The organism is Stenotrophomonas sp. YJH_SMC_27 (genome assembly GCF_059369815.1).
Genome location: NZ_JCAFTA010000001.1, coordinates 556,653 through 580,340, shown reverse-complemented (window position 1 = coordinate 580,340; position 23,688 = coordinate 556,653). Strand labels below are relative to the sequence as shown.

The following is a 23,688-nucleotide window of genomic DNA, read 5'->3' as shown; positions in this document are numbered from 1 at the left end:
CCTCAAAAAGGTGGAGGCCCCGAAGGGCCTCCTGGTTACGGTCGATCAGTCCCGTCCTTGCGGTCGGGGAACTGCTGTAGGGCTTGATCCGCGATGTTGCGGACGCCCGTCATGTTGTTGAACCACCAAATCTTCCAGAAGTCCCGCATCTGCTTCTCGGTGATCTCCTCGTCGTCGCGGATGGCCGAGCCGATCATCCGCGTGCTGCCGTAGACCTTGTTGAACAGGTCGATGGACGGGATGCCCATCACGCCGTTCTCCAGGCCGGTCGAGCGGTTGTTGGCGAACACCGGGTCGTTGCCCAGGGCGTCCGCCCACACTGCGTCGGTGACGGCGGGGATGACGTTCGACCAGCTCGATTGCGCGACAGCGTTCTTGTAGAAGTTCGCCTGCGTCAGCTGCTTCTTCCGCTGCTCGGGATTGCCAGCGGTGTTGATGTACGTGCGAGCCGCCCAGCCCATCCCTGCTGCCGAGGTGGACAGCACGACCATCGCGTAGGTGCGCCAGTCGTCGTAGTGGTGGACCGAGTTCAGGAAGTGGCGGGTGTAGCTGTTGACCATGAAGCTGCGGAACTGCGTGACGATGCGGCCGGTGGTGGAGTGCATCAGCTCGATGCTGTCCGAGGCGTCACCTTCGAGAACCTGGTGTCGCGTCACGCGGAACAGGAAGGCCGCCATGCGCTCGCGCGTCTGGAACGGCAGCTTGTCGGGGTCGATCTGCTCGATCTGCCGCTTGCCTTTCAGGTAGCCGAACACGTCGGCCTGGGCCTTCTCGTCGAGACCCCAAGTGCGCAGACGGGCCACTTCGGCGTCCGACAGCTTCTTGGCGTTCGCCATGTCCAGCAGCCGGAGCAGCGTGGCGCGACCGGCGATGCGTTGGAGCATCGTGTTGATCGGGGCCATGCCGGATGCGACCGAGGTGACGTGCGTCGCCATGTTCATCGCGTTGTCGATCTTCTCGCCGTGCTTGACGTTGAACGTCTGCGGCACGAGCGCATCCTCGTCCAGGCGCAGGAACGGCGGGTTGCGCAGCCAGTCGGTGCCGGGTGCGAACAGCCGCTCCATCACGCGCGCCTCCTGCGAGGACAGCTTGCCGTCAGCGCCGCGCACCAGGAAGTCGCGGGCGGCACCCACGGAGTTCCAGAAGTTGCGGAGACCAGCATGCGCGATGGTCGGGCCAAGCTCGGCGAACAGCGAGAAGCCCACCTGGTTCATCACGCGAGCGAAGTTCCAGTTGCGCAGGAACCGCGCGTAGCGTGCGCCTCGGCTGGCGGGATCGAGTTCGGTGCTGCGGCCGAAGGTGGACTTGAGGCCGATGTCGATCAGGCGCTCGATGTCCTTCACGTCGTCGCCGGACTTACGGGCGTCGCTCTTGAGCTTCGACACGAAGCGGTCCAGCTGTGCTCGGTTCTTGATGCCAGCCTTAGACGACAGCGCCGACCAGCCGGTGATCTCGCGCATGTAGCGGGTCATCACCGAGTCCACGTCGTTGTCGAACAGGTCGGCCATCGAGACCTGCACGTCCTCGCCAGCTTCGTTGCGGATGGTGGTGGAGTAGGTCTCGTCGAGGTCGATGCGCTTCTTCGCGCGGTCGAGCTTGCCCGACTCGTAGGTCTTGCGCTCCAGCTTCGACAGCAGCTCTTGCGACCGCACTGGCGAGACGCCCGCCTCGGTCAGCATGTTGCCGATCTCCTCGACCGAATCGCTGTCCAGCGGACGGACCAGCAGGTCCATCCCGTCGCCCTCGAAGTTCGCCTGAGCGCGCTTGAGGTAGGAGCGTGCAACCGCACCGAGCAGCTCGTCGTCGATCTCGTCGCCTTCGTCGGCGGCGGCCTCCCATGCGCGACGCATGGCGGGCTTGATGAGCTGGTCGATCACGTCGTCCTGGTGGAGCTGCATTTCGCCGAACAGGCGCTTGAAGCCCTTGCCGCTCCAGTAGCGCGGCAGGTAGTTGCCGTTCTGCGCCACGTTGGCGAAGCCGTCGAGGTTGCTGTCCTGCGCCAGCTTGAGCGCGTCCCGCATCGCCTTGGCGACGCTTCCGGCAGCCTTGGCGGCTTCCGGTGACACGTCCGGCGCACCGCGCACGGCACGGCCGACCTCCTCGTTGAACTTGGCGCGCTCGGAGAAGTTCCACCAATGCGTGCCCGTCCGTTGCTTGTAGGCGTCCCACGCGGCGTTCACTCCGCTCCGCCATTCCGTCTCCATGACGGCCAGGTGGCGCTTGGCGAACTCGCTGGTGGACTCCTGGACCGCGACGGAGCGATCGGTGTACCCGACACCATCGCGGAACAGCAGACGGCCCGCCTCGCGCACCAGCGGCGACTTGGCGCTACCCATGCGGGCAGCAAGGTCGCGGCGGACGGTGGCGAAGTGGGGCGTGATGTGCGCGTTGACCAGCGCCTTGTCGGTGAACTCCTGCTCGAATGCGGTCTCGTTGCGCAGCGGGAGGACGCCGGGCGTCGGGTCGGTGGTGGCGGTGCCAGCAACGCGGGCGGCCGACAGCGAGTCGTCACCAGCCAGCCGCTTCACCACGTCAGGCTTGACCTCGCCATCGAACAGGGCACCCCGGCGAGCGCCGAGGGCACCACCGAACGCGAACGACAGGGCGGCGCTCTGCACGCCATCCGCGAGCGTCTGCTCGGGGTCGTAGGTGGAGGTTGCGGCCGACATCAGCGCGGAGGTGCCCGCAGCCTGTAGACCGGATCGCACCGCGTTGGCGAGTCGTCCGGCCTTGGCTGCGTACCCCAGGCCGCCCGTGGCGAGATCGAGGCCGGTTGCCACCGGGTCGGTGAAGCCGAGGGCGATCTGTCCGCCCAGGCCAAACTGCGCCAGGTCGTCGTCCGCCATCTGATTCATAAAGGCCACGGATTCCAGATAGGAGAGGTGCTCGTCGGACGTGGCCCGGCCGAACAGCTCCCACTGCTCCGGGCGCAGGCCCATCGACTCCCAGCGCTTGCGCGCGTCTGCGGGAATGCGATAGCCCTGCTGCGGCTCGTAGCCCAGCTCGGTGATGAAGCGGTCGATGAAGCCGATGCCGCCCTTTGCCTGGGCAGCGCCCCATCCGTCCCATACGGTCGTCTGATCCTTCCGGCGCTGCGCGGCCTCTCGCTGCTCCTTGCGCTCGCGCACGGCTTGCACGATGGGCTGCTGGGTTGCCGGCTTGACGATGTTCTCGTCTGCGCCGGGTAGGGATTCAAACATGCGGTCTTACTTCCTCGTCAGGTACTCCAGGAAGTCCTCGGGGACTGCCGGGGTGGTGGTGGTTTGCTTGGTGCCCGCGTTGGGGACCAGCGGCTTGGTGAGGTCGAACTTGGGCAGCTCGAAGGCGGGAGCCTCGGCGGCGCTGCCGTCGCGCTTGGCGATGGTCGCGGGGACTTCCGTCGTCGCCGACTGCGAACGCAGGTCGCGGATGTTCCGGGACTGATCTGCCCAGGTGGTGCGCTGCTCGACCCGACGACGCGCCTGGGACTCCGCAAGGTCTCCCTTCCAGCGCTGGTGCTGTGCCGCGATGGCGCGCGGGTCGAAACCGATGGCGCGGCCGGTGTCCGGGTCAGGGATCAGCCAGTTGTCGGGGCCGACGATCTGCCACTGCCCCGGATTGCGGGGATTCGGCAGGGCCGACAGCTCATCCGGGTCGCGGCCGAGCTTGCGCGCGACCGTCTGGATCAGCTCGTCTACCGCTGGCTCGGCACCCTGCGGCATGCCGATGTTCGGCACGCGACGGCCGTTGACGGTCGTGAGCTGGGCGTCGATCTGACCGACCGCCGCACGGATGGCAGCTTCGCCGGACACGCCGCCACGAGAGGCGATGCGTTCGGCTTCCTGGCGGATGCGATGCAGCTCACGCGGGTCGCGCGGCTTGCCGTCGATCTCCAGGTAGTCCTTGATGCCGGACTTCCAGGTGTCGTTGATGACCGAGCGGGCCTCCTCGACTTCGCGCTTCGGTTGCGTCAGGACGCGGGCGGCCTCCTGGTGCGACTGGCCGCTGCGCCGGGTGTCGTAGAGGTACTGGTCCAGCATTGCGGCAGCCTCGCCGCCAGCGACCGTATCGGCGTACTTGGGCGAGACCTTGCGGAGCTGTTCGTACAGCGTCGCGGCGTTCTGGAAGTTCTCCTGGAACGCCGGGTCAGCGCGCTTGAGGATGCGTTCGAGCTGGGGGATAACGATGCCCTGCCGTGCCCACTTCTGGAGCACCTGGCCGCGTGCGGCCTGCGGGGTTTCCTCCCACTCCTTACCGGCCTGCTTCTTGAGGTCGGCGTCGCTGATCTCGTAGGGATTGCCTCCGGCGACCAGCTTGCGGATGCGCTCCTCACGGGCGCGCTCCTTCGCTTCCTGCTCCCAGCGGCGAAGCGTCTGCTCCTGCTGATTGTTCCAGTAGCGCTTGAAGGACTGGAGGTCGCCGCCGCTCAGGCCGAACTTGCTGGCCCAGGTGTCGATGGTCTTGTGGGTGAGCTGGCCGCGATCCGCGAGGCCCTGGAGCGTCCACTCGGCCTCGGCCATCGCCTGCTTGCGTGCCTCGTCCTCGCGGTGTGCGATTACGCGGGCACCAGCGGCAGCCGCCGCGCGCAGCTCATCGCCGTGCTCGGTGTTCATCAAGCCGGGCTGGCCGTCGCCGCGGTCCTGCTCCAGGAACGCCAGGATCGACTGAGGATCGCGGTTGCCTGCGGCCAGCTCCTCCTTGGCGGCCTCGACGTAGAGTTCGTCCACGTCGCGCTTGTTGAGGTAGGCGTACTCCTCCTGGTCCAGCATCGCGTACAGGCCGTTCATGCCCTCGGAAGTGAGGAACGTGCCGCCCTTGATGCCGTCGCGGATGATCGCGGTCAGCGACTCCTTCTGCCGGACCAGCATTTCCCGCATCGAGTCGGCCTGCCACTGCTGGCGGACCTGCTGCGCGGCGCGCATGGCGACCGGCATCAGGGCCTTGCGGACCTGCGGGTCTTGGAACTCGGGGTTCTGCGTCAGCGCCGCCATCCGCTCCTTGATGAGCGGCTCGATGTCGGTTCCGGGTTCGGCCTTGGCGATCTCCTTGGCCGCTTCGATCTGCCAGTCGCGGACGCGGATGATGCCGTCAGCCTTGAGGTAGCCGCGACGCCATGACTCCGACTGCTGGGCAACGAAGTCCTCGGCCTGCCGGGGCGTACCCTCGGCGTCCTCCTGCATACGTTGGGTCGCCGCGGCGCTGTACTGCTCGCGGCTATTGGAGATCATCTGCGAGTTGACGGAATCCGAGACGCGCGTCAGCACCGCAGCGGCGGTGCGGGAGAGGGCACCGGCACCAGCGGAGGACGCTTGGTCAGCCTGCACCGCCAGAACGGGGCGCTCGGCGAGACGCTGCGGCACCTGCGCGCGGCGGATGATCTCTTGGGGTTTCGTGCGAGCCACGGGTTACTCGTCTCCGGGAATGGAATAGCGCTTGTAGGTTTGGATGTTGCTGTAGGCGTTCGCGCCTGACTGCATCACGCCGCCCAACGCCTCGGCATTGCCGGTGCGGATACGTGCGCGTGCTTCGGAGCCGCTTTCGACGACTCCGTTCCTGCGGTTCTTCTCGATGAGGGCCACGTCACGGCCAGCCTGGGCCATGATGTCGTTCGCCAGCAGCTCGACCGAGTTGCCGGACACTGCCGCTTCTGCTGCGGAGGCGCGCATCGCGGATCGCAGTGCGCGGGCCTCCTCCATGCGCTGTTGGGTGCGCTCGGCGGCCTGGTCGTTGATCTGCTCCTGCTGACGCTCCGCGGCTTCCTCGATGGCCTTGTTGTTCTGATTCTGGCCGTACATGGTCGCCATCGCGCTGACTGCGGCGATACCGACCTGGACTGCTACGGGGTTGCACATGGGGTCTTGGTTACTCGGACGAAGGGTGTCTTGGCGAAGCCGTAGGCGGACTCGACGCCGCTCTCGCGGAAGCCAAGCCAGCCGAGCCATCGCCGCGTGGTGACGGCGTGGACATCGACGAAGTTGAAGATGGTGCCGAAGGTGGCCGCCCACTCGTCGCTGATCCGCCGAGCTTCTCGGAGGAACGTGCGGCGGAACGTGGGAGCCACCAGGGCGTCGGTGCCCAGCAGCCAAACCGAGGCGATACCCTCGGCGTGCTGGGTGAAGCCGAAGATGCACACGGGGGAACCGTCGCGCATCGCGGCGAAACTGCGGTCGCTCGCGGTCACTGCAAATGCGAGCGCCTGGAGCGGGGTGTGACCATGCGAAGCCGCCACCTCCAGGATGTCCTCCTGCCGCATGTTCTCGGCGACGTGGAGGATGTCGCTGGCGGTGGGGCTTCGATAGGTCAGGGTCATACTCGGCTGCGGGAGACGAACATGCCGCGCCACTGTGCTGACTGGAACCAGCACTGGAACGGCAGGCGGTTGACGAGGTGCATGCGGACGCTGTTGGCGTCGCCCAGCACGGGGAACCGGCGAGAGCCGGAGTGGAACGTCGGGGCGCTGGTGCGGAACACCGAGTCGTTGAGGACGCGCGCGGTGTACGCACCGGAGTGCGACGCCACGTAGGTCTCGACGCGGCCATTGCCGTGCTGCTCGACCTCCAGCTCGAAGTACGCGCCGTCCTTGTAGGCGACCTCGATGTCACGCACCTGCGTGCGGCCCACCAGCACGGCCTGGTTCTGCCCACCGCGAACGATGGGCTTGGTCAGGGTGAGGCGGTGCTCGTAGTCCATGCCGACGACCACGCGGCCCTCGGTGTGGTTACCGGGGAGCGCGAGGCGGGTGCGGGCGTTGTCCCAGCGCGCCTTGGTGATGTCCAGGTACGCGCCGGGGTCTTGCCAGTCGTCCGTCTTGAGGACGGTGACCGTCATACCATCGGGCACGATGTAGGGCAGGTCGATCCAGGTCTCGTTGCCGAACTGCTGATAGGTGGGCTGCACCACCAGCATGCGGTCGAGCAGGAAGTTGTAGTCGCCCGTGGCATCCGCGTCGTGCTGGTTGAGCACCATACGGAACTTGAGCAGCTCGCAGCCGCCTCCTGGCGCTTTCGCGACGGCGTACAGCACGTCGTTGATGGCGTGCATATGGACGATGCGACCGACGCCGGAGATTGACCAGCGAGTCCATGCGGACTGCTGCTTCTCGTCGCCGATCCAGCGAACGAAGTAGACGTAGAGCTGCGCGTCGGTCGGATCGTCAGGAGCGAAGAACACGCAGTCGGCACCACTTGCGCTCGCCATCGCTCGCATGCGGCCAGGCATCAGCTTGGGAACATGCGCGGTCACGTCGGCGGCGTCGCCGGTCACCGACAGGTCGTCGATAAAGTATTCGCGCACGCTGGCGTATGCGCCGCTGTCCTCGGTGAAGTACAGCGACTCGCCCATCAGCTTCGGCCGGATGTACGGCGAGCTGCTGTAGCTGTTGACCGGATCGCTCTTGACGTTCTTGGCGGCCAGGTACGGCTCGGCGGTCAGGAGGAACTGGCCGCCCGCAGCGGCAAGGAACAGGGCCGACTGGAACGGAACTGCGTGGTAGAGCGTGGTGACGCCGTTCGACCCGCTGACGCTCACGTCGATGGGGTCGGCGTCGAGCACCTGGGTCACCGAAGTGCGCCAGAGGTTGAACGGATCGGAGACCTCGGACATCAGCACGTTCTCCCCGGCCAGGAAGCCTAGGCGGTCCCGGTGCTTGAACACCTCGCGGATGCGCTGGCCGTCGATGGACGGGAACGGGTTGCTTTGCTCGTCACCCGCGAGGCGCGCGGTCCACTCCGGTCCACCGAAGGAGAACCAAAAGCCGTCCGCATGCACGGGATCGGGGATGCGCTTGAGGATGTGCGGCATCGTCTTGGCATCGAAGCGGTGCTTGATGCCCGGCCGGGCGACCTCCAGGTAGACCGAGGAGGACTGCTTCTGGACGTAGTAGTCGTCGAACTGCGATTCGGACGAGCCGATGATGTTGTAGATCGCGCCGGTCGGCACAACGGCCGAGCCTTTGTCACCAGGCTTCGGCAGGTCGGACATCGTTTGCGCCGATCCGTACAGAGAACCGGGCGACAGCTCATCGCTCTGCTTCACGTCTACCAGCCGGTTGACGATGAAGGTGGTGTCGGAGAACGTCGCCAGCGCGAAGCATGACCACGCACGCTGTCCCTGGGTGTCCAGGTAGTTGAGCGCGTCGCCCGTGGCGTTGACGGTGTATTCCTTGCCGGTCTCGTGGTCGAACACGCGGATGCTGCGGTGACCCACGGCGACGATGTAGCGCTCGTTCTCATCGCGGACGATGGAGTGGAAGGCACAGTCGTGATCGAGGGTGACGCCAAGGCCAGCAACGAACTCGGCGGGCGGGCGCTTGCCAGCGCCCATTGCGGCATGCAGCCAGGCGTTGATCGCCTTGGTGAGCTGGTTCGGCGAGCGGACGGTATCGTCCTGCTGCGACTCGCCTCCCAGGAACGAGGGATAGTCCCCCGTGATTAGCGGCATCAGCGGTCCCAAATATCAGACACGTCCGTCGAGCCACTGAGGAAGTTGTGGCCGCGGGCGTAGGTGAAGTCGGCGTGCTCCTGCGCGAAGATGAGGTATGCCTCCTCCTCGTGCTTCTCGGTGAACACGTAGAGCTGGTCGCTACCCAGCACGCTCGTCTGGAACAGACGCGCAGCGCGCACGGCGATGTAGCGGCGGGCGGACTCGGGCAGCTCCTCGTAGGCGAGGAACCAGGTCACGAAGTCGGCGGTGGGTGCCGACGAGAACGTGTCGGCGAGGGTGAGCGGGTTGATGAGGCGCGTACCTCGGATCACCAGCGGCTCGCTTCCGCGTGCGGGGACGAGCTTGAGGATCGACTGCGGCGGCAGCACCTTGCCTTCCGCGTTGAGCGGGAAGGTGAACGACTCGCTGGTGTTGAACCACCAGCCAGCGGTCTGGACCTCGCGGCTCACCGCGCGGAGGGTGTCGCGCGCCTGCGAGGCGTACAGGTTGCCGAGCGCTTCGAGGTCGCTGATCGGCGCTTCGCCGATAGCACCGAGCAGCACATTGACGGCTTCGAGTTCCGTGGTCGGAGTGAGTTCGAGGTTCATGGATTCGGGGCAAAAAAACGGGGGACACCCATGTGGATGTCCCCCGTAGATGGAGAGAGATTGAAGCGCCGCGGGATTTGCCCAACGGCGCTGTATTGCTTACGGGGCCTTCGACAGCTCGATGGCACCGCGCGGAGCCAGGATGCCGTGACCCAGCGCGTACTTCGCCAGCATCAGGGTGCCCTGCTTCTCGCCCTGGTACACGTCCTCCAGGGACAGGTCCAGCAGCTTGAGGGTGCCGACCGCCGAGCGGTGGAAGATCACGCCCACGGTGTCCGCGAAGTTGCCGCGGTACTTGGCCGGGATCGAGGCCAGGGACGACTCATCGACACGCGGCATCGCGTTGATCTTCACCAGCGGGATGCGGGCGACCGAGGAAATGACCGCCTGGCCGTAGGAGCCGTTCGATTCCGCGTTGATGTCGCGGTCGATCAAGTCCTTGTTCTCGGTCAGCAGATACCACTGAGCCGGGGCCAGTGCGCCAGTGAACTCCTGCGGGTTGTCCGGCAGCAGCTTCTCGTCGAACAGCATGCGGGCGTTGCGGAACGCATCGGCCAGCACGGTCGGCTCGGAGGCCATCGTGGCGGCCTTGATGATGGCACCACCCGGCTGGCCTTCGACCTTGCCTTCGGTGGTACGAGCGGCCAGGATCGCGCAGCGCAGCTCGTTCTGCATGCGCTTGAGCGCCAGCTCCGCACCCTGCTGACGGGTGTACTCGGAACGCACGTCGTAGTGGTTCATCGCTTCGTCGATGTTGGCGATGAAGGCGTGCGAGATCAGCATCGGATCGAGGGTGATGATGGTCTCGTTGTGCTCGACCACCAGGCCCTTGATCTCGGTGCCCGGCACATGGTACTCGGAGCCGATGGTGCCGACGTTCGGGAACGAGGCGGACTTGCCGCTCTCGATGTTGCGCACCGACACGCGGCCGTCCAGCTTGTAGTTCTCGACGAAGCTGGTGATGGTTTCAGCAGTGTAGTTCTGCTTGAACAGCGCCCAGGCGTCGCCGTTGGCCTGGGCTTGACCCAGGCGGGAGGGGATTGCGTCCGACATTTAGTCCTTGCTTGAGGTTGAGTGGATTACTTGAACAGCGGCGACACGGCCAGGCGGGCGGAGACTTCCGCGCGGTAAGCCGGATCACGGTGGTAGCGCACATCGCGCATCGCTTCGACGACCTGCGCCTGCGACTGGAACGGCTTGGGGCCAGCATCGGCGTTCGATGCGGTCTTGCCATTCAGAAGGCGGCCGTTGCCGCCACGGAGGGCGACGAGGCCCTGGACTGCCAGCGCTGCGCGGCCGGCGTCGCCGGACTGCACCGCTTCGTTGAACGCCCGCTTCTGCTCGGCGCTCAGGTTGGTCTTGGCCCACTGGACCAGGCCGTCGTAACCGGCCTTGCCACCTGCGGGCGAGTAGACGGCGTTCTCGTAGGTCTGCACGCGAGCGCGCAGGCCATCGACGTACACGTCCACCAGCTCCTTCGGATAGCCCGCGTCCTGGAGCTTCTTGTAACTCTCCTCGGACAGCGAGCCGTTCGAGTTGAACTCGGTGGCGAAGTCGTCCAGGTTCAGGCCAGCTCGCGCCAAGGCGTCACGCGCGTCATCCGCGGTGGCGTCGTCGATGGTCGCGGGGCCGCCCTTGCCACCCTTGTCGTCGGCTGGCGTGCTCAGTTGTGCGTAGGCGGCTTCCAGCTCCTCCACGGTCTTGTACTTGCCGCCGAACAGGCGCTCGCCATCGGTGCCACCCTGCGCGCCCTGTGCGGGCTGCTGGGTGTCCTGGGAGTTCTGCGGCGGCTGCTGACCTGGGGTCGGCTGGCCGTTGATGCCGTCAAGGCTGACGGTCACTTCGGACTTGCCCGGCTGCGACATTACTTGTCCTCGGGCTTGTAGTTGACGATGACCAGGCCGTTCGTCTTGCGGGTGATCTCGGCCTTGCCCTTACGCTCGACGCTCGGAGCCTTCGGGGCTTCCTTGGTCGGCTTGGCGGGCTTCTCGGTGGTTTCGTTCGACATTGCGTCCTTCTCGGGGTTACGGGGTTTGGGTCATCGCTGAGGCGATATTCGGAGCGGCACGGACCATCGCCTCCTGCGCCGAGGCGTCCTGCTGCTCGGCAGCAAGCTCGTCGTCGGAGCGGATCAGGCCCTTGGTGGAAATGTCGGAAGCGGCGGCCAGTCGGGAGATCGCCTCGCCACTGTTGAGGCGGCGTGCCTTCTCCTCTGCGCCGACAAGTGCATCCACTGCCTGACCGAACTCGATCAGCTTGTTCAGGTCGTGACCGCGGCCGAGGGCAGCGATGCCAACGGTGATGCGCGGCTTGATGAGTTCCTGCGGCAGCTCGGGCAGGCGACCCTGCTTCTGGAGCTTGTGTAGGCGGCGGCGGATCAGCGGCAGCAAGAGCTGCTCGCCCGACATCGCCATGAATCCGCTGAGGGCGTCGTCGAGTTCCTGGGTGAGCACCCGGATTTCGTAGGCGGTCACACGCTCGCCGGGGCGCTGCACGGCGGACTTCACGCCGAAGATCAGCTCCAGCGAGTTCGCCAGCCCTTCGGCCTCCTGACGCACGAAGTTCAGGTCGTAGGCTTTCTGGAGCTGGAGCGTGGTCACGTCGCTGGCCTCGCCACGCAGCACCGCGCCGGATTCGGCCTCGGTGAGCTGGCGCTCGCGGATCGTCGAGGTCGGCTTGAGGAACATGATGATCTTCGCCAGCGCGGCGGCACCCTTACGGATCGCCTTGCGCAGCGCCTCCAGCGACTCGAACGCTCCCACGTAGTCGTAGACCAGGCCCTCGCCGTAGTCGTCCACGAGGGACGGCGGGGCGCACAGGGGAATCCACGGGCAGGCGTCGATGGGGTAGGTGCCCACGGTCTCGGGCACTTCGACGCCCTCGACCTCCTGGACCACTTCCCAGTCCTTGCCATCTTCCGAGCGACGTACCCAGGTGTAGAGGTTCACGTCGTCGTTCTTGGTCTTTTCGTCGCGTTCCTGGGCGAGCTTCTGCATCACCGCCGCGCGGATCGAGTCCGGCAGCATGGCCGGGGCGATCTTGTCGAGCGTGATGATCTCCAGCACGTTGCCCAGGCCGTCGCGGTCGGTCACGTAGGAGGTCAGCGGGTACAGCTTGGGCTTGCCCTCGTCGGGGTCGTAGAGCAGGAAGTTGCCGAGGACGATGGCGTGCTTGGCCGCCTCGCTGAGGACCGGGCGGACGCCGCTGGTCTCCAGGTCGTTGACGATGACCCGCTCCACGTCCACCAGCGCGGCCTCCAGTTCGGAGGTCTCCACGCCAGCCTGCTCGGCGATGTTCTCGGCGACGGCCTGGTCAGGCGCGAGCTTGAACACCGAGGCGTTCGGCGGGAGCCAGGCCAGCACGATCTTCGAGGCCAGGGCGTTGACGCACTTCGGGCCGGTGTCGATGTAGGCGGAACCGGGGGTACGCGATTTCGCGCCCTCGTCCACCCACAGGCGGGGCAGGGTGACCTTGGCGCAGCGCTTGGCGCGCGTCTCGGCTTCTTTGCGGTTGGACTTGAGATCGCCGTAGCGCTTCGCGGCCGTCTGCTTCTCGGCCGAGGTCTGCTTGGCGTCAGCCATTCGGAATGGTCAGTCCTTGGTACTGCGTTGCGTTGTTCAGGTCCAGTCGGACCTTGGACTTACGCCGCTGATCGGCCGCGTGGCCGGTCGGCTGGGTGTCCTGGCGGGTCAGCAGGATCGGGTCTTTCTCCTGCTGGTCCGGCATGTTGGGCTTGCTGCACATGATTAGCGGGCGCGGTGCTCCATCTGCTCGACCTTCCGCAGCGCCTTGAGCCGGAGGATCAGGCGGCGCTCGCCCTGCCGGAGCAGGAACTCCTCCTTCGGCTGGGCGGGGTCGTAGATCACTTCGGGGTGCAGTTCGTCCAGGAGGTCGATCAGGTCGTAGGAGTGCAGAGGGATTTGCATAGAACTCCTGGGTTATGAATAGGTGGGGAAACTGTCGTTTCCCCCGATGATGACCACTAAACCCTTAGAGTCGGGCCAGCGATTCCGCGACCATCCGCAGGCGGTGGATCGGGCCGTTGTTGTCGATCACGGTGTCGATCAGGTCGCCGTGGACGCCTGCCTCGGAGGCATGCGCCGAGACCGGGGCCGCGCTGTCGCGGAGCACCTGGACCACCTGGCCGCCCCACTCGCGGATGAACTGCGCCTCGTTGTCGAAGCGAACGTCCGACACCACGACGCCAGCAGCGCCGTCGCGACGGGCCTGACGGATCTTCTGCGCGACCACCTTGACCCACAGGTCGCGGTCGATCATTTCGCGGCCCCACTCGGTGCCCACGGTCTGCATCAGGCGGCGCGGGGTCTGCCCGTTGAGCCAGTCGAGCGGCTCCTCCTTGAGCGGGCCGTCCTCCATCGCGGACACCGGCAGGCCGGTGATGTCCGCCACGAAGGCGCGGATCGGGGCCGCGAAGGACAGCTTCACGAAGCCGTGGTCGCTGACCAGGAACTCGGCCAGGGTGTCTTTGCCGCTACGGGCGCGGCCGGTAATTCCGATGATCTTCATGGGGACTCCAGAAAAGGAAAGGCCCGCACGAAGCGGGCCAGTTACCAACAGGGATGTTAATGCCGCATACTCAGCGGTCAGAAAAGGAGCCGCTTATGGACGGGATCGAGTACGCCGAATACGAACAAGTAACGCACACGCAACAGAACTACGCAGACAGGATTTACGGCTTCGTAGCCGCTGAGGCGAGTTACGAGCATTCCCCTCCCGCTAAGGCTCAGCAAGACCACGACAATCTCGTCAATAGGGTGCAGTCGCTGGTAAATCTCAAGGTGGTCGGCGGGGAGACCGCTGACGGCAAACCGACAGTCACAGTGTTTTTGCATGACAAGGTTGTGCGTCCGGTTGCAGCGGATCACGTCCGGGACGAATTAATTGCTGATTGGGAGAACGCTAGGGCCAGGCGGGGCTAATCGTCACGCGAGCGAGCGTGCGACCAGCCAAGCAACGCCGACAGCGCCGACAGCAGCGGGCCACAGCTTGATACTGGCGGCGTCGCGGTACATGGCACGTTCGAGGGTGTTGAGGCTGCGCCACCACAGCCAGGCAGCGCCGTAGGCGACGAAGGCGAACAGCACGGCCAGCACGGCGACGATGGTGATGAACAGGATCAGGGTTTCCACAGCTTCACTTCCTTGGTCTTGGGGTTGTAGTCGCCGTAGCGCAGGATTCGCGCGAGGCGTGCTTGGCGGATCGCATCGTGCTTCGACAGCGGCTCGGTGCCGCCGCGGGGGATGCGGGTGGTGTAGGTGGTGACGACGGTGTTCCACAGCGCGCCGAGGTGCTCCTCGACGGACGCATCGCGGTACGCCTCGTGGATTGGCATGAGCAGCTCGTCCGCGCCCTTGTGGCCGATGCCGGGGAAGCCGGGGTAGTTGTCCACCTGGTCGCCCGTGAGCACCTGCTTCATCCAGAACAGGTCAGCGTCGTGAGCCGAGATCGGCCGGACGCCCACGTCGGGACGGTTGGGGTTGTAGAGACGGATGCCGGGGATCGTCTGCATGTCCTTGTCGATGGACACGACGATGCGGCTACCTGGCGCGCGCTTCGGATTCGGGTGCGAGGCCAGCAGGCCCAGCACGTCGTCACCTTCCAGGTTCTCGATCTCCACGATCTTGTCGCCGAACTCGTCGTATACGAACTCGTCGAGCACGTACCACAGGGCAGGCTTATCCTTGCTGGCGCGGTTGAGCTTGTAGGTCGGGTCGATGTCCTTGCGGAAGTTGTGCTTCTTGCAGGACAGGGCCAGCAGGTAATCACGCGCGCCGAACTTCTCGACGATCTCGTCGATGTAGTCCTCCAGCTTCGCCTTCGCGCGCTCGGGCTGGATCGCTTCGACCTTGTTGCCGTCGCCGTTCCAGTCGATGTTCGCGGTGTTCGAGAACGCGAGCTGGTAGCGCAGCACGTCGGCGTCGATCAGCAGCAGGGGGCCGCGCTTGTTCATGCGTCCACCCACTGCCATCCCAGGAACGCCAGCGCGAACCAGCGGTGCAGCCAGTTCGGACGCTCCCTGACCTGCACGAAGAAGTTGCCGCCGATGACCCAGGAACCGGCCGCATGCGGTGGCCGATAGGTCACGTAGGAAGTCATGGCCGCTTCTCCGGGTGGCGCTCATACCACGCCTGTAGCTCGGCGGCGTAGCGCTTCATTCCGGCCTGGTACTCCGGGCCGTCGCCGAGCGGGTACTCGTACTCGTCGCAGACGTAATCGCTGGTGGGGATGTACGAGAATCCGCCATTGCTGTTGGGGATCAGCATCAGGCCACTCTCGGTGTGTCCTTTCAGGCACGAGCCGTAATCGGCGCGTGGCGGCCAAGGCTTCATGTCGCACGCAGCGAGGCCAGCGCACAGCGCCAGGATCAGAAGTGCGCGCTTCATGCCATGCTCTCGTGTACGGCGACCCAGCACTTCTCGCCAACGCGGCGGATGAAGTAGATCGCGGTGTTCCACTCCACGGGGCGCAGCATGCGCTCCGTGCAGCACGGGCACTTGGCGTTGTAGGCGTGAACCTCGGGCTGGTGTTCGAGCACAGCCACGCGGTAGGTAGTACACGGAGCGATCAAGCGGACATCGCCGTCAGCGGGGCCGCCAATGAAATGCACGCGAAGCTGATTCTCGTTCATCGGTTCGATTCCTTGAGGACTTCCAGGGCGCTCGCCTTGTCGGCGTTGCAGCGCAGGAGGCCGTCCTCGGCGTTGCCGCCGAAGCGGTAGAGGTCGTAGGTGGTGGTGGTCGGGTCAGCCATCACGGCGTCGAGTGAGGAGTGCGTGCCCTCAATGACGGTCGGCTGGAGGAACTGCTCCGGCACGACTTTCGAGGTGTGCGCGGCGCAGCTCGTCAGGAATGCGGCGAGACAGGTAATCGCCAGTTTCCGGGTCAGCATTTGCTGCAATCTCCACAGAGCGGTTGGTGGTGGCGCGGGCGTTCCGCAGCGCTGCATCGAAGGCAGAGCGGCGCACGGCTTCGCGGTTGAGGGTCTCGACGGTCTGCTTGAGGTCGGCCAGTTCCTTTGCCGACTCCTCCAGCTCCGTCACGCGCTGGGCCATTGCGGTGTATTTCCAGGCTGCGAAGCCGCCAGCCGCGAGCGCGGCAACGACCAGCAGCGCCGCGAGGACGCGCAGGATGTTGGTTGGGTTCATCGGTTCTCTTGGACGTAACAGGCGACTCGCAGAAGCTCCGAGGGAGTCGCGTCGGACTTGATCTGATTCGCGCGTGCGGAGATCACGCGCACGTTGCCCCGGACGTAGCCGAGGTCAGGTTCGATGCGGTCGAGCGTGGGTGAGTTGGGGCCTTGGGCCTTGCGCCCGACAGCGCGGTACAGCGGGATGCCCAGCGCCGGGCAGAAGTCGGGGACCACGATGTCGTCCGACGTGAGGTCGAACGGCAGTCCCTTCCTTGCTGCCCGGCGTTTCGCTTGGCGCACCAGGGCGAGTGCAATGTCCCGCTTGCCGCGGGTCAGTGCGTCTCGGCCCAATTCCTTCCGATCTTGAACTCGCCATCGAGCGGACAGCGGAAGCCGAAGTAATCGCCAGCCTTGCGGATGGCAGCCTGGGCGGTCTTACCCACGAACTCGGCCTTGTCCTCGTCCACTTCGATCTGCCACTCGTCATGGACGTTGGCGAGGAACTCGTAGTGGACGCCCGGCACCAACCCTGCGGCTTGCAGGTCGGCGTCGAGGATCACCAGGGCTTTCTTCATCACCAGCGCACCGGCCGACTGGAGCAGGGTATTGAGCGCGGCGTGGTCGCTGCGGATGTGCAGCTTCCGGCCGTCGAGACCGATCAGGTATCCCTTCTCGGCCGCGCGCTTCTTGACCCCGCGTACCAGCTTCTCCAGCGCAGGCAGCCCCGCCAGGAACTTCGAGCGGAGCTTCGCCCCGGCCTGGCGACCCTTGCCCACGATGGAGCCGAGCTTCGCGTCGCCCGCCCCATAGAGGAAGGCGTAGATGAAGGTCTTGGCGTTGTCGCGGGTGGGCAGTCCTGCCGCCGATTGGTTGACGGAGTGGATGTCGCCTTCGAGGATGACCTTGGCGTACTCGCCGCCGTCGTGCTTTGCCATGAAGTGCGCCAGGCAGCGCAGCTCCAATCCCGAGGCGTCCGCGCCGACCTGGAGCTTCCCTGTTGGGACGCAGAACAACGAGCGGCACTCGAATCCGTAGCCGCCTTCCTGGCCCTTGAGGATTCCCTTCTCCTTCGAGTGCTGGACCTTCGGCACCTGAGCGATGTTCGGCTTCGAGTGCGTCATGCGGCCGGTCACCGCTGCGTTCTGATTCACGCTGCCGTGGATGCGGCCGTCCTTCTTGATGGCCTTGAGCCACGCCTCGTCGCCTTCGGCGAGCTGGCCGAGGCGCTTGTTGACGATGAAGTGCTCCAGCAGGAGCGGGATGATCGGGAACTTGAGCGCGCCCAGGACTTCTTCGTCGATCTTCGGCTGGCCCTTCTCGGTGAACTCCTGGGGCTGCCAGCCGTACATTGCAGTCAAGCGGTCAGCAATGTGCTGGCGGCTTGCCGGGTTGAACACCACGTCCTTGTAGGTCGTGACCTCCACGCCCTTGACGTAACCGCGGCGCTTGTCGTCGCGCTTCGGTACGAACTTGCGCTTCACCACCTTCCACGGCGGAATGACCTTGCGCAGCTCGGCCTCCAGCGCAGTGCGCCGGGACACGAGGATGCACTCCAGCTCACGCGCCTTCTCCTGATCGAACAGGTAGCCATAGCGCTGCTGACGCGAGAGGATCGGCGCGACGGCCTGCTCCAGCTCGATGGCCTCGGTGGGGAGGCCCTTGCTCATCAACAACGCGAACAGCGCTTGCGTGACCGCAACGTCCTGGTCGCAGTAGTCGTCCATTTCCTGAGACCACTGTGCCCAGGGGTCGAGGCCGCGTGCGGCCATCTGCGCCGCGTAGTCGCCTTTCCAGCGGCCGAGGCGGTAGCCCCACGCTTCGAGGGAGTGGCGACCGATCAGCTTGCCCGGCAACACCGGGTTCGCTCCCTGCTTCTTGCGGGCCTTGAAGTCGCGGTCCTTGAGGTCCGGGTAGACCAGCGTGGACATCAGCAGCGTGTCGAAGTACGCCTGGACCTTGAAGTCCGGGAACACCTTGGCGATAGCCGGAATGTCGAATCCGGCGATGTTGTGGCCGACAACGCGCTTGGCCTTCTTGAGCCTCTCGACGGCCTGACGGACTGTCATTTCGCCCGTGCCGTGATCGTTGGCGGACAGGATGGGACCGCGCGGTGCGCCGGTCTCATCTACCTCTTGGAGGGAAATGCAGTGGATCGTGTCAAGTTCGTCGAGGAGGCCATTGGTCTCGCAGTCGAATACGAGGATCAACGGCGGTCCTCCTTACGGGTAGCCGTGGTTGGTTACGGGGATTGCGCGGACGCGGCGGCGGGCGCGGAGGATGTACTCCGGCTCGGGGGCCTTCGGCGGCGTGTGGACGCCCTGCGGCGCGTGGCCGCGGAAGTCGTCGTCCTCGAACAGTTCGTCCTGCTCGGGCTGGTCGGGATGCAGCGTGTAGCCGTAGTCCTCGACGTAGTGCGTGATGCGGCGGATGGTTCGCTCGGTGCCGTTGTTGTTCAGAACGAACAGCAGCTTCTCGGTGCAGTCGCGCACCACTTCGGCGAGGTCGTAGTAGCACACCACCACCTCGTCGTACTTTTTCAGGAACACGGCGGCCATTGCGCAGCAGCGCAGGTCGAAGCGGCGCACATGCTCATCCACAGTGCCGAACTCGAAGCCGATCAGGCTGACAAGGCGACCGCAGGGCGAGCGGAAGTTGCGGATGCCGGTCGGGGCATCCTCACTGGTCCACCCAGGCATGTCGTCGAGCACGTTGGAGACGTAGTAGTAATCGGCGCTGCACTTGAAGAAGCAGTCGATGTCCTTGATTTCGGTCCCGTCGTAGAACGCGCGCAGGCTTCCGCCACCCAGGATGACCAGGTGGCGGACTTCGGCCGGCAACACGTCGAACAGGGACCGAGCGTGTTGCTCGGCAGTCATGGTTGGTCCCTTAGCGGATCAGGTTGGTGAAGCGCTCGGCAACACGCAGTGCGCGCTCGGCTTCTACCTCGTGCTCGTCGGCCTGCGAGTGCAGGACATCGGCCTTGTCGCGCAGCGTCGAGGCGGTGGCGATGCGGTCGGCGCTGATCTTGAACAGCTTGTCCACCTGGCCCTCCAGCACCTTCACCACGTCGGTCACGGTGTCCTTGCGGAACGGAGCGGTCAGCAGGTCGATTGCGATGGCGACGATCTCTTTCATTGGGGTAGTTCCTCGGCTTTGATGTGGATGACCACGCGCCGCCCTGGCTTGCCGTACATGACACGGCAGGCTTGGTCGGAGCGCGGGAGTTGGTAGGGGAGAACGAGGCTCTCAGCGAAGGAGAGCGGCGCATCAGCTGGGATGAAGCCGACGACCGAGCGGCCGTCAGTAGTCGGAGGTGGATACATCGGATGACTCGTCGGCGAAGTCGCCGTATTCGCCCGGAGCATCTGCATTGAGCAGGCGGCCGGATGCGTGGTCGTAGCTGTAGTAGAGAACCTGGCCGTTCGACTGGCCGGTGAAGCGATCCTTGAGGACGCGGAAGGTCGTGCAGTTGCGCTCGGCCTCGTTCTCGGCCTGGGTGTTGCGCTCCAGGCCGAACGCGAAGTGCGTCCAGAAGCCAATCGCGCGGCTGCCCTTGAAGTGACGGAGCATCACGCGCCCGCCTTCCTCGTGGGGCTTGCCTTCCGGCGTGGCGAGGTGCGAGACCAGGTAGATGCAGATGAGGTGGCGCTGCGCGAACTGCGCGATCTTCGCCATCGTGTCCTCCAGCATCTTCCGCTCGTCCTCGGCACCGGCCGCGAACGACGTGAGGTTGTCGAGGACGATGTGCTTGACGCCCTCGGCGACGACCATGTGGGCCATCTTGGCTTCGATCACGTCCCACTCGGACGAGCCGAAGTGGTCGTAGATGAACACCTGGCCCTTGTCGAGAATCTCGAACGCGGCTTCCAGTTCCTCCTGCGTCCAGCTCCCATCGGGAACGTGGAAGCGGCGGCCTGCAACCTTGCCCGCCATGCGCTTCGCCGTCTCGACCGGCTGCTGCTCCAGGAAGAACAGGCCAACACGGTCGCCGGTTTCCTGCGCGATGAAGGCTGCTTCCTCCATCAGCCAGTCGGTCTTGCCGATGCCGGTGCCTGCGCCGAAGGTGTAGACCTCGCCGTACCGCTTCCCGTAGGTCAGCGCGGTGAGGCGCGGGTCGTGCCAGGGCATGCCCATCGAGACCGGCTTGAGTGCCTTCTCCTTGAGGGAGCCGAATGTCACCACGCCATCGGGGCGCTTGGTCTGCGCTTCGTAGATGGCGCGAGTGATCGCTTCGGCGTCGCCACGCTGGAGCAGCTCGTTCGGGTCTTTCGCTGGGAGCTGTGCGATCTTGGCCTTACCGGGAGTCAGCAGCAGCGCCACTTCCTGCGCGGCGGCCTGGCCCGGTTCGTCCATATCGAACATGAGCACAACCTCGTCGAAGCCGTTGACCCACTCCAGCTCGCGCTTGATGGACTTGGCTGCGCCTTGCGCCCCGTTCGGGACGGACACCACCGGCCAGCGGAGGCCGAGTGCCTGCGCCACGGAGAGCGCGTCGATCTCGCCTTCGGTGATGACGAGGCGTCGCCCAGGTTCGTAGAGGTGCTGGCCGAACAGCCCGCACGCCTTCGAGTCGCCGATGAACGAGAACTTCTTGTCGGGGTAGCGGAGCTTCTGCGCGACGATGCCGCCATCGCGCTTGTAGTTGGCGATCTGCACTGTCTTGCCGTGCTTGTCCTTGCCGATCCAGTAGCCGTACTTACGGCATGCTTCCTCAGTGATACCGCGCTTCGCCAGGGCTTGCGGTTCACCCTTCGCAAAGTCGCTCATGGTTTTCCTGCTGGTGGGTTGAGAGACCTCCTCGCCTTCGGCTGGCTCGTAGTGACCGCAGCCGAAGCAGTAGCCGTGCCCGTCGCTGTAGCGCGCAAGGTTGTCCTTGCTGCCGCAGTTCGGGCACGGCTCTTTGTGGAGGTATTCGGAGTCAGCGCTTTGCACGCTCCACGGACCACATGCGCTTGCGGTAGGAAATGCCGAGGCGACGATTCAGCGCACCCTTGACGGTGCGGCCCAGGCCGCGGAACGGCTTGTCGGCGCGCGCCCATGCGCGCTCGAAAGCCAAGCGCATCGCGGACGGAATGACGGTGGTGGCGGTGTTGGTCATGCGTTCTTCTCCAGCAGGAACTTGGTGAATGCGGCGACTTCTTCGGTCGCATCGTTGGCGTCGAGGCCCAGCTCGTCGGTGCAGTAGTTGCGATACAGCTGGAGCAGCGCATCGACGCGGTACTGCTTCGGAGCGCGGCGCGCTTCCAGGAGCGGAGCCTTGCTGCGCCGCTGACGGCGCGACAGGCGATAGCGCGTGTACCGCTGCCCCGAGGCGTCCTCGCAGGTCTGCGTTTCGATCTCGAAGCCAGCAGCGCGCAGCTCATCGACGCGCGAGGCGAGGCGGCGGATGCGGTAGACGCCTTCGGCCTGCCACGAGGTCAGGTGCGAGTGGCGACGCAGGTGATCCAGGACGACCTGGGTTTGCGGGGGCAGCGGTTTCACGTTGGGTTCTCCTATCGAGGGAAGTCAGGTGCCCACACAACGGGCTTGCCGTAGGCGGCGAGCAGGCGTCGCAGCGCGGCGTGTTGGGCTTCGGTGAAGTTGTCCTCGGGCTGCATGGCGTCGTTGACGCCGCCCAGGAGGCAGACTTGGTATGCGGATTGGTTGTGCTTACCGGCGAGAGCGCCGGGCTGATTCAGCGGGCGACCGTCGTAGATCGAGCCGTCACGTTCGATGACGAAGTGGACGGCGATCTTCGAGTAGCCCTGCGAGCGGTGCAGGCGTGCGAGTTCTTCGCCGGTCGTGACCTGCTCGGGGCGGGTCATGCTGGCGAGGACGAACAGCGCCTCTACCGATTCCAGAGGTTTGAGGCGCACTTAGAGTTTGTAGAGGTGGACTTCGGTGCGTGGCTCTTCGTCCGGCTGCGCCCAGCGCTTACCGGAGAGCAGCCACATGACTTGCTTGTCGTCGGCCCAATAGCCGGTGGCTTTGGTCACAACGTCCATCGGCCCCTTGGCGAGGTTGTCCACGTCGCCCTTGGGAAACGCGGCCTTCGAGGTCTTGGCGCGTTTGCATACCGCGATGATGACCACTAAAACCGGATCGGTCGGCGACAGGTCCAGGTCACCGGCTGGCAGATGCTTCTCTGCGGCTTCCTTCCAGGTCTTGTAGGTCTTGCCGTAGTAGACGCCCCAGCGCGAAACCTTCGGGCGCGAGGCGGGCACCGGGTCAAACGGGAACGTGAGGGAGGCCAAATGCTTGGCCCCCCTCGCGGTGTCCACGATGACCGACAGCGGATCAGTAGTCGCCGTCATCGCCCTCGTCGTCGGAGTCGCTGTCGTCGTCCGAGTCGTCATCGCTGTCGCTGAACGGCGCGCTGTCGGCGGCCTCGTAGCCGTCCTCCTCGCCGAAGCCGTAGTCCTTGGCGTTGCGCTGGCCGAACTCGACCAGCTCGATCACCTGGACGGCGACCATGTAGCAGGTCAGGTAGAACTTCTTGGCCGATTCGACGAACGAGCCGCCGATCTCGTAGGAGACCTTGAGTTCGCTGCCGCCGCCGATCTGCGGCGGGTTGTCGATCTTCTTGCCGCGGGCGTCGAAGATGTCCGGGCGCATGGTGAACTTCTTGCCGGTGCGCTTGCTGACGCCGCTGGCCTTCATCTTGAACTTCACCAGCACGCGGCCGGTGTCATCGCCGTTCTCGTCGGTTTCTTCGGTGAACACCGGGGCCACTTCGGCACCCTTCTTCTTCTTCGGGTTCTCGCTCAGGAACTCCTGGAACAGCTCGTCGCGCCGGGTTTCCAGCTTCTTCGCCAGCGCCTTGAAGTCCTTGTCGTTCGGGTCGAACGCCAGGCTCACGGTGTATTCGCCTTCCGGCTTGAACTTGGTATCCGGTTCGTTCAGGCGCGGCCACACGGCGGTGCCCTTGGGGGAGACGAATCGTTCGCGCTTCTTGGTTGCCATCAGTTGTCGGTCTCGTAGTTGGTCGGGAGATAGATGCCCGCGCGCCACAGGTCAGCGGCGGCGGTCAGCGGGGTGTCGGCGGAAATGCCGAAGGCTTCGTCGATGTCGAAGCCGATGAGCGCCTCGTCGATGAAGGCGTCGGTGATCGGGTCACGCATCACGGGTAGTGCGGTTTCAGCTCGCGCTCCGCGTAGCGGCGCACGGCGTTGAGGGTGTTGACCTGCCGGTAGCGGCAGTCCTGCTCCATGCGCGAGACGACCCGCAGCACTTCCATCGGATCGAGGCCGAGCACTTCGCAGAAGTTCTTGAAGGCGCACGCCAAGCCGATCACCTGATCGGCCGGGTGGCCGAGGGACTGCACGCTGTCGATCACGACGAAAGCGCCGCGTGCGGCGCTCTCGGCAGAACGTGAGTGCAGTCCGTCGATGACGCGATCACGCACCTGCGTGCAGCTCCGTCATGCGGTGCTTGAACTCCTCGACCGTGCCGTGTTCGGCCGGGTTGTAGATGCCGAGGACAACACCGAAGTGGTCCTGGGCAACGTAGGTGTTCAGTGCGTGCTGGTAGTTGATGCTCATGTGGATGTTCT

34 protein-coding genes are annotated in these 23,688 nt (G+C 65.2%); 1 reads left to right on the top strand and 33 read right to left on the bottom strand.

Annotated elements, in window-relative coordinates:
* Positions 1 to 35: 35 nt before the first annotated feature.
* The 13 genes from AC5P7R_RS02755 to AC5P7R_RS02695 form a co-directional block, all read right to left on the bottom strand.
* Entirely contained in the window at positions 36 to 3,137 is a 3,102-nt protein-coding gene (locus tag AC5P7R_RS02755) for a hypothetical protein (RefSeq protein WP_478436230.1), read from the bottom strand.
* A 69-nt stretch (positions 3,138 to 3,206) separates the two neighbouring features.
* Positions 3,207 to 5,381 (bottom strand): hypothetical protein, encoded by a 2,175-nt coding sequence (locus AC5P7R_RS02750; protein WP_495213730.1) that lies wholly within the window; start codon positions 5,379 to 5,381, stop codon positions 3,207 to 3,209.
* 3 nt (positions 5,382 to 5,384) lie between these two features.
* Positions 5,385 to 5,783: a virion core protein, T7 gp14 family gene (locus AC5P7R_RS02745; RefSeq protein WP_049397861.1), complete on the bottom strand. Its 399-nt coding sequence runs from the start codon at positions 5,781 to 5,783 to the stop codon at positions 5,385 to 5,387.
* Positions 5,784 to 5,815: 32 nt separating this feature from the next.
* On the bottom strand, positions 5,816 to 6,289 hold the full coding sequence (locus tag AC5P7R_RS02740; RefSeq protein ID WP_155029024.1) for a hypothetical protein: 474 nt from the start codon (positions 6,287 to 6,289) through the stop codon (positions 5,816 to 5,818).
* Complete coding sequence (locus AC5P7R_RS02735; protein ID WP_180863423.1) at positions 6,286 to 8,430, bottom strand: phage nozzle protein; 2,145 nt, start codon at positions 8,428 to 8,430, stop codon at positions 6,286 to 6,288. Before AC5P7R_RS02735 ends, AC5P7R_RS02740 begins: the two co-directional genes overlap by 4 nt.
* Complete coding sequence (locus AC5P7R_RS02730; RefSeq protein ID WP_155029026.1) at positions 8,418 to 9,008, bottom strand: phage tail tubular protein A; 591 nt, start codon at positions 9,006 to 9,008, stop codon at positions 8,418 to 8,420. Before AC5P7R_RS02730 ends, AC5P7R_RS02735 begins: the two co-directional genes overlap by 13 nt.
* Positions 9,009 to 9,107: 99 nt before the next feature.
* Positions 9,108 to 10,061 (bottom strand): major capsid protein, encoded by a 954-nt coding sequence (locus AC5P7R_RS02725; protein ID WP_004154574.1) that lies wholly within the window; start codon positions 10,059 to 10,061, stop codon positions 9,108 to 9,110.
* Between the two features lie 26 nt (positions 10,062 to 10,087).
* On the bottom strand, positions 10,088 to 10,873 hold the full coding sequence (locus tag AC5P7R_RS02720) for a capsid assembly protein (RefSeq protein ID WP_004154576.1): 786 nt from the start codon (positions 10,871 to 10,873) through the stop codon (positions 10,088 to 10,090).
* Complete coding sequence (locus AC5P7R_RS02715; protein ID WP_004154577.1) at positions 10,873 to 11,016, bottom strand: hypothetical protein; 144 nt, start codon at positions 11,014 to 11,016, stop codon at positions 10,873 to 10,875. The genes AC5P7R_RS02720 and AC5P7R_RS02715 overlap by 1 nt, the downstream gene beginning before the upstream one ends.
* Positions 11,017 to 11,032: 16 nt before the next feature.
* A complete protein-coding gene (locus AC5P7R_RS02710; protein WP_004154578.1) occupies positions 11,033 to 12,589 on the bottom strand; it encodes a portal protein in 1,557 nt (518 codons plus the stop codon).
* Positions 12,582 to 12,734: a hypothetical protein gene (locus AC5P7R_RS02705; protein WP_005412406.1), complete on the bottom strand. Its 153-nt coding sequence runs from the start codon at positions 12,732 to 12,734 to the stop codon at positions 12,582 to 12,584. Before AC5P7R_RS02705 ends, AC5P7R_RS02710 begins: the two co-directional genes overlap by 8 nt.
* A 20-nt stretch (positions 12,735 to 12,754) precedes the next feature.
* On the bottom strand, positions 12,755 to 12,934 hold the full coding sequence (locus tag AC5P7R_RS02700; protein ID WP_004154580.1) for a hypothetical protein: 180 nt from the start codon (positions 12,932 to 12,934) through the stop codon (positions 12,755 to 12,757).
* 64 nt (positions 12,935 to 12,998) lie between these two features.
* Positions 12,999 to 13,535, bottom strand: a complete 537-nt coding sequence (locus tag AC5P7R_RS02695; protein ID WP_004154581.1) for a deoxynucleotide monophosphate kinase family protein — start codon at positions 13,533 to 13,535, stop codon at positions 12,999 to 13,001.
* Positions 13,536 to 13,630: 95 nt separating this feature from the next.
* Between AC5P7R_RS02695 and AC5P7R_RS02690 the strand changes: the two genes are divergently transcribed.
* Positions 13,631 to 13,948, top strand: coding sequence for a hypothetical protein (locus tag AC5P7R_RS02690; RefSeq protein ID WP_049458784.1), 318 nt, complete (start codon positions 13,631 to 13,633; stop codon positions 13,946 to 13,948).
* 3 nt (positions 13,949 to 13,951) lie between these two features.
* Here AC5P7R_RS02690 and AC5P7R_RS02685 read toward each other — a convergent pair whose 3' ends face one another.
* The 20 genes from AC5P7R_RS02685 to AC5P7R_RS02590 form a co-directional block, all read right to left on the bottom strand.
* Entirely contained in the window at positions 13,952 to 14,158 is a 207-nt protein-coding gene (locus AC5P7R_RS02685) for a hypothetical protein (protein ID WP_049397854.1), read from the bottom strand.
* A complete protein-coding gene (locus AC5P7R_RS02680) occupies positions 14,146 to 14,979 on the bottom strand; it encodes a hypothetical protein (protein ID WP_004154583.1) in 834 nt (277 codons plus the stop codon). Before AC5P7R_RS02680 ends, AC5P7R_RS02685 begins: the two co-directional genes overlap by 13 nt.
* A complete protein-coding gene (locus AC5P7R_RS02675; protein ID WP_004154584.1) occupies positions 14,976 to 15,125 on the bottom strand; it encodes a hypothetical protein in 150 nt (49 codons plus the stop codon). The genes AC5P7R_RS02680 and AC5P7R_RS02675 overlap by 4 nt, the downstream gene beginning before the upstream one ends.
* Complete coding sequence (locus AC5P7R_RS02670; protein ID WP_049434075.1) at positions 15,122 to 15,412, bottom strand: hypothetical protein; 291 nt, start codon at positions 15,410 to 15,412, stop codon at positions 15,122 to 15,124. The genes AC5P7R_RS02675 and AC5P7R_RS02670 overlap by 4 nt, the downstream gene beginning before the upstream one ends.
* Positions 15,409 to 15,657 (bottom strand): hypothetical protein, encoded by a 249-nt coding sequence (locus AC5P7R_RS02665; RefSeq protein ID WP_004154585.1) that lies wholly within the window; start codon positions 15,655 to 15,657, stop codon positions 15,409 to 15,411. Before AC5P7R_RS02665 ends, AC5P7R_RS02670 begins: the two co-directional genes overlap by 4 nt.
* Positions 15,654 to 15,779 (bottom strand): hypothetical protein, encoded by a 126-nt coding sequence (locus tag AC5P7R_RS02660; RefSeq protein ID WP_258013034.1) that lies wholly within the window; start codon positions 15,777 to 15,779, stop codon positions 15,654 to 15,656. The genes AC5P7R_RS02665 and AC5P7R_RS02660 overlap by 4 nt, the downstream gene beginning before the upstream one ends.
* A 28-nt stretch (positions 15,780 to 15,807) precedes the next feature.
* Positions 15,808 to 16,173 (bottom strand): hypothetical protein, encoded by a 366-nt coding sequence (locus AC5P7R_RS02655; protein ID WP_004154586.1) that lies wholly within the window; start codon positions 16,171 to 16,173, stop codon positions 15,808 to 15,810.
* Positions 16,170 to 16,508: a hypothetical protein gene (locus AC5P7R_RS02650; RefSeq protein ID WP_050483582.1), complete on the bottom strand. Its 339-nt coding sequence runs from the start codon at positions 16,506 to 16,508 to the stop codon at positions 16,170 to 16,172. The genes AC5P7R_RS02655 and AC5P7R_RS02650 overlap by 4 nt, the downstream gene beginning before the upstream one ends.
* Positions 16,490 to 18,364 carry a DNA polymerase gene (locus AC5P7R_RS02645; protein ID WP_004154587.1) on the bottom strand — a complete coding sequence of 625 codons (1,875 nt, stop codon included), beginning with the start codon at positions 18,362 to 18,364 and terminating at the stop codon, positions 16,490 to 16,492. Before AC5P7R_RS02645 ends, AC5P7R_RS02650 begins: the two co-directional genes overlap by 19 nt.
* 12 nt (positions 18,365 to 18,376) lie before the next feature.
* Entirely contained in the window at positions 18,377 to 19,033 is a 657-nt protein-coding gene (locus tag AC5P7R_RS02640) for a Gabija anti-defense Gad2 family protein (RefSeq protein ID WP_155029028.1), read from the bottom strand.
* Positions 19,034 to 19,043: 10 nt separating this feature from the next.
* Positions 19,044 to 19,292, bottom strand: a complete 249-nt coding sequence (locus AC5P7R_RS02635; RefSeq protein ID WP_004154588.1) for a hypothetical protein — start codon at positions 19,290 to 19,292, stop codon at positions 19,044 to 19,046.
* A 165-nt stretch (positions 19,293 to 19,457) separates the two neighbouring features.
* A complete protein-coding gene (locus AC5P7R_RS02630) occupies positions 19,458 to 21,089 on the bottom strand; it encodes a toprim domain-containing protein (RefSeq protein ID WP_004154589.1) in 1,632 nt (543 codons plus the stop codon).
* Positions 21,076 to 21,255, bottom strand: coding sequence for a hypothetical protein (locus AC5P7R_RS02625; protein WP_004154591.1), 180 nt, complete (start codon positions 21,253 to 21,255; stop codon positions 21,076 to 21,078). The genes AC5P7R_RS02630 and AC5P7R_RS02625 overlap by 14 nt, the downstream gene beginning before the upstream one ends.
* Positions 21,252 to 21,638, bottom strand: coding sequence for a helix-turn-helix domain-containing protein (locus tag AC5P7R_RS02620; RefSeq protein WP_004154592.1), 387 nt, complete (start codon positions 21,636 to 21,638; stop codon positions 21,252 to 21,254). Before AC5P7R_RS02620 ends, AC5P7R_RS02625 begins: the two co-directional genes overlap by 4 nt.
* Positions 21,639 to 21,649: 11 nt before the next feature.
* Complete coding sequence (locus tag AC5P7R_RS02615) at positions 21,650 to 22,012, bottom strand: N-acetylmuramoyl-L-alanine amidase (protein WP_004154593.1); 363 nt, start codon at positions 22,010 to 22,012, stop codon at positions 21,650 to 21,652.
* Complete coding sequence (locus tag AC5P7R_RS02610; RefSeq protein WP_049444495.1) at positions 22,013 to 22,450, bottom strand: RusA family crossover junction endodeoxyribonuclease; 438 nt, start codon at positions 22,448 to 22,450, stop codon at positions 22,013 to 22,015.
* On the bottom strand, positions 22,434 to 23,099 hold the full coding sequence (locus tag AC5P7R_RS02605; RefSeq protein WP_004154595.1) for a hypothetical protein: 666 nt from the start codon (positions 23,097 to 23,099) through the stop codon (positions 22,434 to 22,436). The genes AC5P7R_RS02610 and AC5P7R_RS02605 overlap by 17 nt, the downstream gene beginning before the upstream one ends.
* Positions 23,099 to 23,257, bottom strand: a complete 159-nt coding sequence (locus tag AC5P7R_RS02600; protein WP_154267700.1) for a hypothetical protein — start codon at positions 23,255 to 23,257, stop codon at positions 23,099 to 23,101. Before AC5P7R_RS02600 ends, AC5P7R_RS02605 begins: the two co-directional genes overlap by 1 nt.
* A complete protein-coding gene (locus AC5P7R_RS02595; RefSeq protein WP_005412421.1) occupies positions 23,257 to 23,541 on the bottom strand; it encodes a hypothetical protein in 285 nt (94 codons plus the stop codon). The genes AC5P7R_RS02600 and AC5P7R_RS02595 overlap by 1 nt, the downstream gene beginning before the upstream one ends.
* Entirely contained in the window at positions 23,534 to 23,677 is a 144-nt protein-coding gene (locus AC5P7R_RS02590; RefSeq protein WP_005412422.1) for a hypothetical protein, read from the bottom strand. Before AC5P7R_RS02590 ends, AC5P7R_RS02595 begins: the two co-directional genes overlap by 8 nt.
* Between the last annotated feature and the right edge of the window lie 11 nt (positions 23,678 to 23,688).